The sequence below is a fragment of the Bacillus sp. MAG717A genome, from assembly GCF_036884855.1.
GTDB lineage: Bacteria > Bacillota > Bacilli > Bacillales > Bacillaceae > Bacillus > Bacillus safensis.
This window is the reverse complement of the sequence record NZ_CP145733.1, coordinates 3,539,806-3,554,391: the sequence shown is the minus strand read 5'-3', so window position 1 is coordinate 3,554,391 and position 14,586 is coordinate 3,539,806. Positions and strand designations below refer to the sequence as shown.

16 protein-coding genes are annotated in these 14,586 nt (G+C 41.9%); all 16 read left to right on the top strand.

All coding sequences use genetic code 11. The features are described 5' to 3' along the window. Nucleotides 1–9 precede the first annotated feature (9 nt). Nucleotides 10–669 carry a flagella biosynthesis regulatory protein FliZ gene (gene fliZ, locus V6Z54_RS18360; protein ID WP_041084854.1) on the top strand — a complete coding sequence of 220 codons (660 nt, stop codon included), beginning with the start codon at nucleotides 10–12 and terminating at the stop codon, nucleotides 667–669. Next, nucleotides 662–1,327, top strand: coding sequence for a flagellar type III secretion system pore protein FliP (gene fliP / locus V6Z54_RS18355; protein WP_008354479.1), 666 nt, complete (start codon nucleotides 662–664; stop codon nucleotides 1,325–1,327). Before fliZ ends, fliP begins: the two co-directional genes overlap by 8 nt. Nucleotides 1,328–1,343: 16 nt before the next feature. Beyond that, entirely contained in the window at nucleotides 1,344–1,613 is a 270-nt protein-coding gene (fliQ, locus tag V6Z54_RS18350; protein WP_003211206.1) for a flagellar biosynthesis protein FliQ, read from the top strand. Nucleotides 1,614–1,619: 6 nt separating this feature from the next. Continuing rightward, nucleotides 1,620–2,399: a flagellar biosynthetic protein FliR gene (gene fliR / locus V6Z54_RS18345; protein ID WP_024426982.1), complete on the top strand. Its 780-nt coding sequence runs from the start codon at nucleotides 1,620–1,622 to the stop codon at nucleotides 2,397–2,399. Then, nucleotides 2,396–3,484: a flagellar biosynthesis protein FlhB gene (gene flhB, locus V6Z54_RS18340; RefSeq protein WP_073979491.1), complete on the top strand. Its 1,089-nt coding sequence runs from the start codon at nucleotides 2,396–2,398 to the stop codon at nucleotides 3,482–3,484. Before fliR ends, flhB begins: the two co-directional genes overlap by 4 nt. Nucleotides 3,485–3,513: 29 nt before the next feature. Then, nucleotides 3,514–5,547, top strand: a complete 2,034-nt coding sequence (flhA, locus tag V6Z54_RS18335; protein ID WP_073979492.1) for a flagellar biosynthesis protein FlhA — start codon at nucleotides 3,514–3,516, stop codon at nucleotides 5,545–5,547. Continuing rightward, a complete protein-coding gene (gene flhF, locus V6Z54_RS18330; protein ID WP_338527564.1) occupies nucleotides 5,547–6,665 on the top strand; it encodes a flagellar biosynthesis protein FlhF in 1,119 nt (372 codons plus the stop codon). The genes flhA and flhF overlap by 1 nt, the downstream gene beginning before the upstream one ends. Further along, nucleotides 6,662–7,564, top strand: coding sequence for a MinD/ParA family protein (locus V6Z54_RS18325; RefSeq protein ID WP_305960448.1), 903 nt, complete (start codon nucleotides 6,662–6,664; stop codon nucleotides 7,562–7,564). The genes flhF and V6Z54_RS18325 overlap by 4 nt, the downstream gene beginning before the upstream one ends. Continuing rightward, nucleotides 7,561–8,634 carry a chemotaxis response regulator protein-glutamate methylesterase gene (locus V6Z54_RS18320; protein ID WP_041084850.1) on the top strand — a complete coding sequence of 358 codons (1,074 nt, stop codon included), beginning with the start codon at nucleotides 7,561–7,563 and terminating at the stop codon, nucleotides 8,632–8,634. The genes V6Z54_RS18325 and V6Z54_RS18320 overlap by 4 nt, the downstream gene beginning before the upstream one ends. Nucleotides 8,635–8,639: 5 nt before the next feature. Beyond that, nucleotides 8,640–10,667 carry a chemotaxis protein CheA gene (locus V6Z54_RS18315; protein ID WP_075611397.1) on the top strand — a complete coding sequence of 676 codons (2,028 nt, stop codon included), beginning with the start codon at nucleotides 8,640–8,642 and terminating at the stop codon, nucleotides 10,665–10,667. A 24-nt stretch (nucleotides 10,668–10,691) separates the two neighbouring features. Beyond that, the gene (locus V6Z54_RS18310) at nucleotides 10,692–11,153 is read left to right on the top strand and encodes a chemotaxis protein CheW (protein ID WP_041084847.1); all 462 of its coding nucleotides are present in this window, start codon (nucleotides 10,692–10,694) and stop codon (nucleotides 11,151–11,153) included. A 12-nt stretch (nucleotides 11,154–11,165) separates the two neighbouring features. Next, entirely contained in the window at nucleotides 11,166–11,792 is a 627-nt protein-coding gene (locus V6Z54_RS18305; RefSeq protein WP_041084846.1) for a chemotaxis protein CheC, read from the top strand. Then, on the top strand, nucleotides 11,792–12,292 hold the full coding sequence (locus V6Z54_RS18300; RefSeq protein WP_024424155.1) for a chemotaxis protein CheD: 501 nt from the start codon (nucleotides 11,792–11,794) through the stop codon (nucleotides 12,290–12,292). Before V6Z54_RS18305 ends, V6Z54_RS18300 begins: the two co-directional genes overlap by 1 nt. Nucleotides 12,293–12,316: 24 nt before the next feature. Further along, entirely contained in the window at nucleotides 12,317–13,084 is a 768-nt protein-coding gene (locus V6Z54_RS18295) for a FliA/WhiG family RNA polymerase sigma factor (RefSeq protein WP_024424154.1), read from the top strand. Between the two features lie 21 nt (nucleotides 13,085–13,105). Then, on the top strand, nucleotides 13,106–13,645 hold the full coding sequence (locus tag V6Z54_RS18290; protein ID WP_041084845.1) for a hypothetical protein: 540 nt from the start codon (nucleotides 13,106–13,108) through the stop codon (nucleotides 13,643–13,645). A 155-nt stretch (nucleotides 13,646–13,800) separates the two neighbouring features. After that, nucleotides 13,801–14,535, top strand: a complete 735-nt coding sequence (rpsB, locus tag V6Z54_RS18285; protein ID WP_024426991.1) for a 30S ribosomal protein S2 — start codon at nucleotides 13,801–13,803, stop codon at nucleotides 14,533–14,535. Nucleotides 14,536–14,586 lie beyond the last annotated feature (51 nt).

The following is a 14,586-nucleotide window of genomic DNA, read 5'->3' as shown; positions in this document are numbered from 1 at the left end:
TAAGATTTGTTGAAAAAACGTTTGATATGTATAGCAATGATCAGTTTTATGCTTTTCTTGACGATGCAGCCTGCCTCACTGTTTGCTGAAACGAAAGATCCTGAGAATGGTACAGTGAATGACTGGCTCAAAGATGGGAAAGAAAGCAAAAAGGATACAGAGAAGAAAACCACTGACAATCAAACGAATCCGGCAGAAGAAGTTCCCTCTTCTTCTGTCTCCATTATGGATTTTGTCAAAATGATTGGTGCCTTACTATTTGTCATCCTGCTTATTTATGGATTGGTAAGATTTGTTGGTAAGCAAAACCGCTTACTCAAACCATTTCGCTATGTTGAAAATATTGGCGGAACGACAGTCGGACAAAACCGTTCAGTCCAGCTGATCAAGGTGGGCAAACGAGTATTAGTTGTCGGCGTAGCAGATTCAATCCAGCTGCTAAAAGAAATTGATGATGAACAAGAATGTGAAGCAATCGTAAAACAATATGAAGAAGCGATGGAGAGTAAGACCGATTTACCAAAAATGGTTCAAAAATTCACATCGCAGGTAAAGAAACATGATCAGCCGACCACTTCTTCTTTTTCAGCCAATTTAAAGGCGCAGCTAGCCGAATTGAAAAAGACCCAATCAGAAGTCAGAAAGAAAGGCCCGAAACAAAATGAATGAGTTTATCGATTTATTTAATTCCAGCGGTGCAGGAAATATCAGCACATCTGTCCGTCTTCTATTACTTTTAACTGTATTTTCGGTTGCACCGGGCATTCTCATTTTAATGACGTGTTTTACACGGATTGTGATTGTTCTTTCATTTGTCAGAACATCACTTGCAACCAACTCAATGCCGCCAAACCAAGTGCTTGTTGGACTTGCTTTGTTTCTCACATTTTTTATCATGGCACCCACGTTCTCACAGATTAATAAAGAGGCGCTGACGCCGCTTTTAAATGATGACATCACGTTAAATCAGGCGTATGAAAAAGCCGAAGTGCCCATTAAAGAGTTTATGAGTAAACATACAAGACAGAAAGATTTGGCTTTATTTCTTAGCTACGCAAAAATGGATACACCTGAATCGATTAAAGATATTCCTTTAACGGCGATGGTTCCCGCTTTTGCCATTTCAGAATTAAAGACGGCATTTCAAATTGGTTTTATGATCTTTATTCCATTTTTAATTATTGACATGGTGGTCGCAAGTGTTCTGATGTCAATGGGGATGATGATGCTTCCGCCGGTTATGATATCACTCCCTTTCAAAATATTGTTATTTGTTTTAGTCGATGGATGGTATTTGATAGTTAAATCTTTGCTGCAAAGCTTTTAGAGTAGGTGCTTAAAACATGAGTTCAGAATTTGTCATTACGATGGCTGAAAGATCAGTGTATGTAGTATTGCTTGTGAGTGGGCCGCTTCTAGCGCTCGCACTCATTGTGGGACTGATTGTCAGTGTGTTTCAGGCGACAACCCAAATTCAAGAACAAACGCTTGCGTTTATTCCTAAGATTGTTGCTGTACTCATTGGGCTTGTTGTGTTTGGTCCATGGATGCTTTCAACAATCGTGTCCTTTACGACAGAGCTGTTCTCGAATTTAGATCGATTTGCAGGTTAACCAGCGATGTCAATCATAGAATTATTTCCTGCTTTTCTATTAGTTTTTATTCGGATCACCGCTTTTTTTGTGACAGTACCACTTTTAGCGCATAGAACGATCCCAGCTGTACACAGAGTTGGATTCTCACTGTTTTTAGCCGTCATTAGTTTTAGCACCATAAAAGAACCGCCAGCACTCGACATCGACGGTCTTTATATGATGCTTGCGGTGAAAGAAGCAATGGTCGGTCTGCTGCTTGGGCTGATTGCATACATCATGGTGTCCGCTGTTCAAATTGCCGGCTCATTCATTGATTTTCAAATGGGTTTTGCGATTGCCAATATTATTGATCCGCAAACAGGGGCGCAGACGCCGCTGATGGGACAGTTTTTTTATACGGTCACATTGCTGTTGATGCTGGCAACAAACGCGCATCACCTGCTGCTTGATGGAATCTATTACAGCTTTCAATACATTGCAGTTGATCAATACGCGCTGAATTTTGGCAGTGAATCCTTTGCTTACTTTATCGCAAAGAGCTTCAACCAAATGTTTATCATCGCCTTTCAAATCTCGGCACCTGTAGTGGCAAGTCTGTTTTTAGTCGATTTGGCACTGGGGATTGTGGCACGTACAGTTCCGCAAATGAACGTTTTTGTGGTTGGACTTCCTATTAAAATGGGTGTGAGTTTTATCATGATCATCATCTGTATGGGCGTCATTTTCGGTGTTGTCCAAAATACATTTGAAACGATCGTACTCACCATGAGGAATTTCTTAGCATTGGTCGGTGGTTCGTCATGATGACAAGGCTTAGACTAGACTTGCAATTTTTCGCAGGTGAAAAAACAGAAAAAGCAACGCCGAAAAAAAGGCGGGATTCACGTAAAAAAGGACAGGTTGCCAAAAGTACCGACGTCAATACAGCCATCTCATTTCTATTAATCTTTTTATCATTCTTTTTTATTGGGCCTTTTATGAAAGAGCGGATTATCGCGCTCATTGAACGTTTTTATTCAACAACCATGCTAATGAAGGTTAGCACATCTAATATTCATCAATTATTCTTGGAATTGCTTCAGGAAACAGGGCTCCTCCTCATGCCAATCCTTGGTGTTGGTATGCTGGCAGGCGTTATCAGTAACTATTTACAAGTCGGCTTTCTCTTTTCGACAGAAGTGATTCAACCGAAATTAGAAAAGCTTGACCCAATCAAAGGGTTTAAACGGATATACAGTATTCGAGCCCTCGTAGAGCTATTAAAATCGATTTTGAAAATAGGCTTTGTTGGCTTTGCGACATTTATTGCTCTTTGGATGCACTTTGACGAAATTCTGCGGCTTCCTTTATTAACTGCAGAGGAAACCCTTCATTTCGTCGCAAATATGACCTTGATTATGGGGCTGTATGCTGCTGGTGCTCTTCTCATCTTGGCAGGGCTTGATTATATGTATCAGAAATTTGATTATGAAAAAAACTTGCGGATGTCCAAACAAGACATCAAAGATGAGTATAAAAAATCAGAGGGTGACCCGCTCATCAAGTCAAAGATTAAACAGCGTCAGCGGGAAATGGCCATGAGACGGATGATGCAAGAAGTCCCAAAAGCGGACGTCATCATTACAAACCCAACCCACTATGCCATTGCTTTAAAGTATGACGAAGAAAAAATGGACGCGCCCTATGTTGTGGCAAAGGGAACGGATATTTTGGCTTTGAAAATTAGAACAATTGCGAAAGAACACGATGTCATGACTGTAGAAAACAGGCCGCTCGCCCGCGCGCTATATGATCAAGTCGACATCAACCAAGCGGTGCCAGAAGATTACTTTAAGGCCATCGCAGAAATTTTAGCTTACGTCTATAAAACGAAACAAAAGATTTTATGAATTTTTGGTTTTAAAAGGAGAGAACAGGCATGTCAGCAAGAGATTTATCTGTTTTATTCAGTGTTATTTTAATTGTGGCGATGCTGGTCATACCGTTTCCGCCCGTTTTATTAAGTATTTTAATTATTATTAATATTTCTCTTGCGCTTATCGTGCTTCTCACCACAATGAACATGCAAGAACCATTGCAATTTTCAATTTTTCCATCGTTGCTTTTGCTCTTAACGCTGTTTCGTTTAGGGCTTAACATCTCTACAACACGTTCTATTCTTTCAACAGGAGATGCTGGAAAGGTTGTCGAAACGTTCGGTTCATTTGTTGTTGGAGGAAATGTCCTCGTTGGTCTTGTTGTTTTCCTTATCCTGATCATCATTCAGTTTATTGTTATCACAAAAGGGGCAGAGCGTGTATCAGAGGTTGCGGCAAGATTTACACTCGATGCGATGCCAGGTAAACAAATGAGTATTGACGCAGATTTAAATGCAGGAATGCTGACAGAAAGTGAAGCAAGAAATCGCCGTGAAAAAGTAGCGAGAGAAGCAGACTTTTATGGAGCGATGGATGGTGCCAGTAAGTTCGTTAAAGGGGACGCCATCGCAGGTATTATCATCGTCATCATCAATATTATATTTGGAATCATTATCGGGATGCTTCAGCAAGGCATGTCGATTCAAGAATCAGCTTCCCACTTTACGCTATTAACGGTAGGGGACGGAATTGTTTCGCAAATTCCAGCACTCCTCATCTCAACGGCAACAGGGATTGTTGTTACTAGAGCCGCTTCTAACGGAAACCTAGGGTCAGACATTACAGGGCAGCTCTTTGCATTCCCAGCCATGCTTTATGTGACAGCGGGCACGATCTTCCTTCTTGGGCTGTTTACACCAATCGGCATACTTTTGACAGGACCGATCGCAGGTTTACTTGCACTTGGCGCATACATGATGTCGAAAAACAAACAAGACCAAGAAGAAATTGAAGAGGTGCTGGAGGAACAGGCAGAGGTAGAAGAGATGAAAAGTCCAGAAAGCGTCATTCATCTCCTGCAAATGGATGCCATTGAATTTGAATTTGGCTACGGTCTCATCCCGCTCGCTGATGCAAATCAGGGCGGTGATCTGTTAGACCGAATTGTGATGATACGAAGGCAGCTTGCCCTTGAACTAGGTCTTGTCATTCCAGTTGTCCGGATCCGTGACAATATTGCACTGAACCCAAATGAATACCGATTGAAAATTAAAGGGAACGAAGTAGCAAAAGGGGAGCTGCTGCTTGATCACTACTTAGCGATGTCCCCAACGCCTGATGATGATCCAATTGAGGGAATTGAAACAATCGAACCATCCTTTGGACTCCCGGCTAAATGGATATCCGAAGCAGAAAAAGATCAGGCTGAGATGCTAGGCTATACGGTTGTAGACCCAGCATCTGTCGTGTCTACTCATATCACAGAGAAGATTAGACAAAACACACACGAACTGCTCGGACGCCAAGAAACGAAGCAATTAATCGATCATTTGAAAGAAAGTTATCCTGTCTTAGTGGATGAGGTAACGCCAAATCCGCTGGCAGTCGGTGATATTCAAAAAGTACTGGCGAAGCTGCTGAAAGAAAAGGTCTCTATCCGAAACCTTGTCACCATTTTTGAGACGCTTGCAGACTACGGAAAATTAACGACTGATACAGATTTATTAACAGAGTATGTCAGACAGGCGCTGGCAAGACAGATTACCGCACAGTATGCAAGAGAAGATGAATCACTCAAAGTCGTGACATGCTCAGGCCGAGTAGAAAAGGTGATTGCAGACAGCGTTCAGCAGACAGAGCATGGCAACTACTTATCGTTAGATCCAGAATCCTCTGAAAGTGTGATTCAATCAGTGGCGAGAGAAATTGAACAGCTTTCGCTTCGTCAGGAAACGCCGGTTCTATTATGCTCACCTCCTATAAGAATGTACGTTAAGCAGTTGTTAGAAAGATATTTCCCAGATTTACCGGTACTATCTTATAACGAACTAGAAGCGAATGTGGAAGTACAGAGCATCGGAGTGGTGGATATCTAATGAAAATGAAAAAAATCACAGCAAATTCTATGCAGGAGGCAACGATTCAAATCAGGCAGCAGCTTGGGAAAGATGCCGTCATTTTAAATTCCAAAACCGTTGTCAAACGCAAACTGTTCGGTTTAAAGAAACAGCAAATGGTCGAAGTGATTGCAGTGCTGGATCAAGATTTCGAGGAAAGAGCTGGCAAAGGGTTAAACCCTGCGCCGCCTCTTCCAGTGTTACCAAAAAAGGAACAAGTTCAAAAGCAGCCCGAAGAGCCATCCTTTGCTCCCAAGGCGGCTAAACCAGCGCCTTCTCATACTCATCCTTTAGAATATGTGAGGAATGAACGGCATGCTGGTATTCTGCCTGAACCTCTCATAGCAATCGATCAAAAGCTAAAGGATCAAGGTCTTGATGATGCCATTCGAGACGAATGCCTGAAAGGTCTTTTAACAAAGGGCGCGGTTAAAGAAGATCACATAGAAAAAGAACTTGAACAACTGCTGACAGATATGCTGCCAGCTAAAACCTCTGATGAGCCGATGATTTCTTCAAAATATATTGTACTGTTCGGTTCAACCGGAGCTGGTAAAACGACAACGATTGCAAAGCTGGCCGCTAAAACGGCCATCCAGCAGCAAAAGAAGATTGCTTTTATTACAACCGATACGTACCGGATTGCAGCGATCGAACAGCTGAAAACATATGCTGAACTGCTGAATGCACCGCTTGAGGTTTGTTATTCGAGAGAGGATTTTGTAAAAGCACAAGAAACTTTTAAAGAATATGATCATATTTTTATCGATACAGCAGGTCGTAACTTTAAAGAAGAAGCGTATATCAAAGAGCTGACCGACATTATTCCATTTGATGAGAGCATTCAAAGTTTCCTTGTGATGAGTGCTACATCGAAGTATCAAGACATGAAAGCCATGGTCAAACGCTTTGAACACGTTCCAATCGATCAATTCATTTTTACAAAAGTAGATGAAACGGATACGATGGGAACCATTTTTCAAATCATTGCAGACTCTCAAATCAAACTTGGTTTTTTAACAAATGGCCAAAATGTGCCTGAGGATATTCTTGAAGGTTCTCCTCTTGAACTTACAAGGATGGTTTTACAATCATGAAGCCCGACCAAGCAGAAGGGTTAAGAAAACTAGTTCAGCAGAGTCAAATGATCACATCGGCTCCTCTTAACGTCAGCGGACAGGCAAAAACCATTGCCGTCATGAGCGGTAAAGGCGGGGTAGGTAAATCGAATTTGACATTGAATATGGCACTGTCAATCGCAAGCACAGGTAAAAGAGTGTTAGTGATCGATCTTGATTTTGGGATGGGGAATATTGATATTTTACTAGGGAAAACATCGACTAGCTCTATATTAGATGTTCTCGTTAGAAAAAAATCCTTCCAAGCAGCTATGACAAAAGGAACGGATAACCTATATTACATTTCTGGCGGAAGTGGACTTGAACAGCTCTTTTCTTTAGATAAAGATCAATGGTCGTTCTTTTTGGAAGAGATGGAAAAAATGATGCAGGGCTTCGATTGTATTTTCTTTGATATGGGTGCCGGCCTGTCAAAAGATCAGCTGCCATTTGTCTTATCAGCGGGAGAAGTGGTCGTTGTGACTACGCCAGAGCCAACATCCATCATGGATGCCTACAGCGCGATTAAGCACTTAGCCATTCATCAGTTTGAACGGTCTGTGCAAATCATTGTCAACCGGTGCAAAACACCATCTGAAGGATCTGAAACCTACCGGAAATTAGCAGGAGTGGTTACATCTTTTCTTCACAGAAAACTTGTGTTTGCTGGCGCTGTGCCTGATGATCCTGCGGTTCCTAAAGCAGTATCAGAACAAATTCCATTTTATATGAAGCAGCCTCATTCAAGGCTGAGTAAAACCATTAAGATGCTGGCAGAAACACTATATCATCAGCAGATAAGAGAGGCACAGAGAGAACAGCATACGTTTATAGATAAGTTGTCCTCTTTTTTTAAAAGGAGGAAGGTGGACTCATGATTAGAGTGCTAGTAGTAGATGACTCGGCCTTTATGAGAAAGCTCATTAGTGATTTTCTAAGTGCTGAGCAAGAAATTGAAGTCGTCGGAACGGCGCGAAATGGGGAAGATGCTTTAAAACGGATCAAGGAACTGAATCCAGATGTTGTCACATTAGATGTGGAAATGCCTGTTTTAAATGGAACAGAAGCATTAAAACAAATTCTGGCTGAACACGACCTTGCCGTGATTATGGTGTCAAGCCAGACAAAGCAAGGGAAAGATTTAACCATCCATTGCTTAGAACTCGGTGCTTTCGACTTTGTGACAAAACCTTCGGGAAGTATTTCGCTCGATTTGCACAAAGTGAGGGGGCAAATTGTAGAGCGGGTACTTGCTGCAGGGCTGTCAAGGAAACGCACTGAAGAGAAGGTTTCTCCTAAGCCAGTGATAAAGCCGCCAAGTCCAGTCGCTGCACCCCGTCTGCAAACAGTAAAAGGAGCTTCACTCCGAAAGATTATTTCTATCGGAACATCTACTGGAGGGCCAAGGGCACTTCAACGAGTCGTAACGAAGCTGCCTAAGGACATAGAGGCACCTATATTGATTGTGCAGCATATGCCGGCAGGATTCACGGCATCACTTGCTGCTAGGTTAGACCATTTATCACAAATTACGATTAAAGAAGCACAAGATGGAGACATCGCGAAAAATGGAGTGGCTTACATAGCTCCTGGTGGAATGAATATGTCACTTCATGACCAAGGGGGGTCACTCGTTATCAGGCTGTCCCCTGAAGATACTGAAAGCCGGCACAAACCATCTGTTAACTATTTATTTGAATCCATCAGCAACATAAAGGGTTACGAGAAAATCGCTGTCATTATGACAGGTATGGGCAGTGACGGTACTGAAGGTGTCAAAAAAATGGTCGCAAGCGGTCATACGAAAGTCATTGCAGAAAAAGAAGAATCATGTGTTGTTTTCGGAATGCCTAAATCAGTCATTAAAGCAGGCCTTGTACATGAAACAAGGCATGTGGATGACATCGCACATGCAATTATAAGCTCCATGAAAAAAGAGAGGGCGTGAACACGTTGGATGTAAACCAATACTTAGATATCTTTTTAGATGAAAGCAGAGAACACTTACAAACTTGTAATGAAAAACTTCTTGATTTAGAAAAGAACCCAACCGACTTGCAGCTAGTGAATGATATATTCAGAGCAGCTCATACATTGAAAGGCATGAGTGCAACGATGGGCTTTGATGATATGGCTCACTTAACGCATCATTTAGAAAACATGTTTGATGCTATCCGCAATGAACAAATGATTGTCACTCCTGAGTCAATGGATACGATGTTCGAAGCACTCGATCATCTTGAAGCAATGGTTCAATCGATTGCAGAAGGAGGAGACGGGAAACGTGATGTCACAGAGATTAGTAAAAAGCTAGATGTGACAGGAAGCCATGCTGAGGCAGCTTCTAGCGTTGAAACAGTGGATGCATCAGCTGTTGCTAATGACTTAGATTATAATGAATTTGAACGAACGGTTCTTGATGAAGCGAGAGAGCAAGGCTTCAAATGCTATGAACTCAACGTGACATTAAGCGAAGCGTGCCTACTAAAAGCCGTTCGTGTCTATATGATTTTTGAAAGACTAAATGAAGCAGGCGAGGTTGTCAAAACCGTTCCAAATGCAGAGCTGTTAGAATCAGAAGATTTCGAATCAGAATTCAGCATTTCTTATCTTTCTAAACTGCCGATGGACGAAGTGCAGAAAATCGTCACGGCGATCTCAGAGGTTGAGAAGGTTGAGATATCTGAAGTCTCTGCATTTGAAGATGCAGCTCCTGCTGAAAAACAAGAGGCGCAGATTGAACAGAAAAAAGAAGAAGTATCCGTTCCTGCTGCGAAAGCGCCAGCAAACGATGCGCCAAAAGCAAATGGTAATAACGGTGCAGCTGCCGGCGGCACAAAAACAATTCGTGTCAACATCGACCGTCTTGATTCCCTTATGAATCTATTTGAAGAACTTGTGATTGATAGAGGCCGATTAGAACAGATTGCCAAAGAACTAGAAAATAACGAACTCACAGATACAGTGGAAAGAATGACACGTATTTCTGGAGACCTGCAATCAATCATTCTGAACATGAGAATGGTACCTGTGGAAACTGTCTTTAACAGATTCCCGCGTATGATTCGTCAGTTGACGAAAGAGCTTAATAAGAAAATCGAACTTATTATTGAGGGTGCTGAGACAGAGCTTGATCGAACAGTGATCGACGAGATTGGGGATCCACTTTTGCACTTACTTAGAAACAGTCTAGATCACGGGATTGAATCACCAGAAGAACGTGTGAAAAAAGGCAAGCCGGAAAAAGGTACGGTTCTATTAAAAGCGTATCATAGCGGAAACCATGTCTTCATTGAAGTAGAAGATGATGGCGGCGGGATTAACCGTAAAAAGGTGCTTGAAAAAGCATTAGAGCGCGGGGTTATTACAGAAAGAGAAGCAGAAACGCTTGAAGATCATCAAATTGATTCATTGATCTTTGCAGCAGGATTCTCTACAGCTGATACGATTTCTGACATCTCAGGCCGCGGTGTAGGTCTTGACGTTGTGAAAAACAAGCTGGAATCACTTGGCGGATCTGTGAGCATTAACTCAACAGAGGGACAGGGCTCACTATTCTCGATCCAGCTTCCGCTGACACTATCGATTATTTCCGTTCTTCTTGTAAAACTGGAAGAGGAAACATTTGCGATTCCGATTTCTTCTATTATTGAAACGGCTGTCATTAAGAAAAGTGACATCTTGCAAACGCATGATCGTGAAGTGATTGATTTCCGCGGATTTATCGTACCGGTCGTGTACTTGAAGAAACAATTCCACGTACCAAATGCGAATGAATTAGAGGAAGAACTGCACATCATTGTTGTTCGTAAAGGAGACAAGTTGACAGCGTTTGTGGTCGATTCATTTATTGGTCAGCAAGAGGTTGTATTGAAATCACTAGGAGATTATCTGCCAAACGTATTTGCGATATCCGGCGCAACGATCCTAGGTGACGGTCAAGTTGCACTCATCGTTGACTGTAATGCACTGATCAAGTAAAAAACAATAGAGGAGCGGTCTGAAATGAGTACAGATATCAAAACTGGCGAAAAGATGATTGTGTTTATCGTAAACAAAAAAGAATACGCCATTTCAGTATCAGAAGTAAAGTCCATTGAAAAATGGCAGCAGCCGACAAGAGTTCCTGGCGTTGCCCCTTATATATGCGGTGTTATTAATTTACGCGGTGTCGTAACTCCTGTCATTGACCTGAGAGTCAGACTTGGTTCTACTGACAACGAGATTACAGATGAAACAAGAATGATCATTGTACAAGTTGGTGACATTGAAGTCGGCTGGATTGTTGATGAAGCAAATGATGTCATAACCGTCCATCAGGAAGAAGTAGAATCTTCTCCTGAATCAGCTGAAAAAGAAGGACAGTCATGGGTGACAGGGATCATTAAGCATGATCAGCGTCTTTTCAACATCATTCATGCCGGTGCTGTCCTCGACAAGAGCGTTCAAGATGCACCTGTTCATTAAGGGGGATGTGAAATGAGCATTTTCAACCAAATTAAAGATGAACAGCTAGATATTTTAGGAGAGGTTGGGAATATCGGGGCAGGCCACGCAGCGTCTGCTCTTGCCAACCTATTGGATCGCAAAATCGATATGGCTGTTCCTTTTGTCAAGGTTCTCTCGTTTGAAGATCTAATGGATTTCTTTGGCGGTGCGGACCTTCCTGTTGCAAGCATTTTCCTGCGAATGGAAGGGGATTTAACCGGCTCAATCTTTTTCATTATGCCATTTGAGCAAGCGGAGCAATTTGTAAGAGAGCTTGTCCAGGACCCGGCATTTGATATAGATACGATTCATGAACATGAGATGGGGACGTCAGCACTACATGAACTAGGAAATATTTTAGCGGGCTCTTATTTATCAGCCCTTGCCGATTTAACAAAATTGCAGCTTTACCCAAGTGTTCCAGATGTCACGCTCGATATGTTCGGGGCTGTCATTAGTGAAGGGTTAATGCAATTCAGTCCTCTTGGTGATCAGGCGATTGTGATTGATACATCTATTTTTGATGATCAAAACAAGCAAGAGCTGAAAGGAAATATGTTTCTATTACCAGACTTTGAATCGTTTGAAAAACTATTCAAAGCATTAGGTAACCTATAATGAACGTGCAAATTCCGGCAGTTGTAAAGGTTGGTATTGCGGATGTTCAGCTAGTCAAATCACCGGATCGCATTCGGACATCCGGTCTTGGTTCTTGCGTAGGGCTTGTCTTGTTTGATCAAGACAAAAAGCTGGCAGGCCTTGTCCATGTTATGCTTCCAGATTCCTCTCTTTCAAAAGGGGCGGTGGAGAACTTGGCTAAATATGCAGATACAGGTGTCAAGCATACAATTGATCTGCTCCTGAAAGCAGGCGCACGCAAACATGCGCTAAAGGCAAAACTTGCTGGCGGGGCGGAAATGTTTAAGTTTAAGTCAACCAATGATCTTATGAGAATTGGACCTAGAAACGTTTCAGCTGTGAAAGAACATCTGTCTCTTCATCATATCCCGATTATTAGTGAGGATACAGGCGGAAATAGTGGCCGTACGATTGAATTCGATCCGCTTACGGCAGAGCTGGAGATCCGTACTGTGAAGCAAGGCATTATGAAGATATAACTAAGGAAGTATAGGGGGATAAAGATGCAATCCTTAAATTACGAAGATCAGGCGCTATGGGCTAGATGGAAAGAGTGGAAAGACCCAGCTGCTGGAGATGATCTTATGCGCCGCTATATGCCGCTCGTCACATATCATGTTGGAAGAATTTCCATCGGTCTCCCGAAGTCAGTGCATAAAGAAGACTTGATCAGTCTAGGGATGCTCGGTTTATATGATGCCCTTGAAAAATTTGATCCCGGAAGAGATCTGAAGTTTGATACATATGCATCCTTCAGAATCCGCGGGGCCATCATCGACGGTCTTCGTAAAGAGGACTGGCTGCCTCGTACATCAAGAGAAAAAACAAAAAAAGTAGAAGCGGCTATAGAAAAGCTTGAACAGCGTTATTTGCGTAATGTGACGCCGACAGAGGTGGCTGAGGAACTCGGCATGAGTGAACAGGATGTCGTCACAACGATGAATGAAGGATTCTTTGCAAATCTGCTCTCAATCGATGAGAAGCTGCATGATCAAGAAGACGGAGAAAACGTCCAAGTCATGATTCGCGACGAGAAGTCTGTGACTCCAGAAGAGAAAATGCTGAAAGATGAATTAATTGAACAGCTTTCTGAAAAAATCACTGAGCTTTCTGAAAAAGAAAAGCTCGTGATCAGTCTTTTCTATAAAGAAGAATTGACATTAACGGAAATCGGTCAAGTGCTCAATTTATCTACCTCGCGCATTTCGCAAATTCATTCAAAGGCCTTATTCAAGCTTAAGCATCTGCTTGATAAAGCCATTCAATCTTAAAGAGTTAGTGAGTGAAAAAATATGTTATGGCTGATTAGCTTCATGCTTCATGCTGCACTTATTTATTTTGTGATTATTTTATATACGAGAATGAATTCGCTGAAGGCAACAGAACAAAAGCAGCGAGAACTTCTAGAAGAAACGGAAAATACCCTGGCTGCATTTTTGATGGAAGTCAAAGAAGAGAATGACAAACTGTCAAAAGTGGCAGCCGCTTCCCCTGATTTTTCTGCTGAAGAGCTGAAATCGGATCTTCAGACACCAAAGCAGCCACAACCACCAATTGAATCCCAGCAATCGGTCGAAAGTGAAGATCCCGTACCAGAGCACCTGTCGGCTCTCCTTAGCGAAGTTGAGGTGCAGGAAGAGAAGGTAAACGAACCCGTTCCACAACTTGAAACAGAGACTTCTCTGCCTTCTGAAAGTGAAATAGAAGAAACATTCGAGAACCAAGTGAAGACCCTATATGATGAAGGGCGATCACTAGAAGAAATAGCGAAAGAAATGAAAACTGGTAAGACAGAAATCGAGCTTTTATTAAAATTTAGCGGAAAGCTGTAAAGGATTCTTGATTGTCAGTCCATCATGTGTTATATTATTTCTTGGTGTTAAATACACACGCTTAATGATTCGTATGAAGGTGCTGCCGTGGCGCAGTTTTATGTGAACATGATTTAAGCGGAGGAAAAAAAACCATTATATTAGGAGGCAACAAAATGTCAGTTATTTCTATGAAACAATTGCTAGAAGCTGGTGTTCACTTCGGTCACCAAACTCGCCGTTGGAACCCAAAAATGAAGCGTTACATCTTTACAGAGCGTAACGGTATCTACATCATCGACCTTCAAAAAACGGTGAAAAAAGTAGAGGAAGCTTACAACTTCACGAAAAACCTTGCTGCTGACGGAGGAAAAATCCTTTTCGTTGGTACGAAAAAGCAAGCACAAGATTCAGTGAAAGAAGAAGCAATCCGTTCTGGTATGTTCTATGTGAACCAACGCTGGCTTGGTGGAACTTTAACAAACTTTGAAACAATCCAAAAACGTATCAAACGTTTAAAAGATATTGAAAAAATGCAAGAAAACGGTACATTCGAAGTTCTTCCTAAGAAAGAAGTCGTTCAACTGAAAAAAGAATTAGAGCGTCTTGAAAAATTCCTAGGCGGAATCAAAGATATGAAGAGTCTTCCGGATGCACTTTTCATTATCGACCCTCGTAAAGAGCGTATTGCAGTTGCAGAAGCTCGTAAATTGAATATCCCAATCATCGGTATCGTTGACACAAACTGTGATCCAGACGAAATTGATGTTGTGATCCCTGCAAACGATGATGCAATCCGTGCTGTAAAACTTCTAACTGCTAAAATGGCAGATGCGATTCTTGAGTCTAAACAAGGCGAAGAAGAAGCTGTTGTAGAAGAAACGACAGAAACTGAAACAACAACTGCGTAACCTATTCAAAAGGTGATAAGAGGGAAATGCCTTTTATCACCTTTTTTTCAC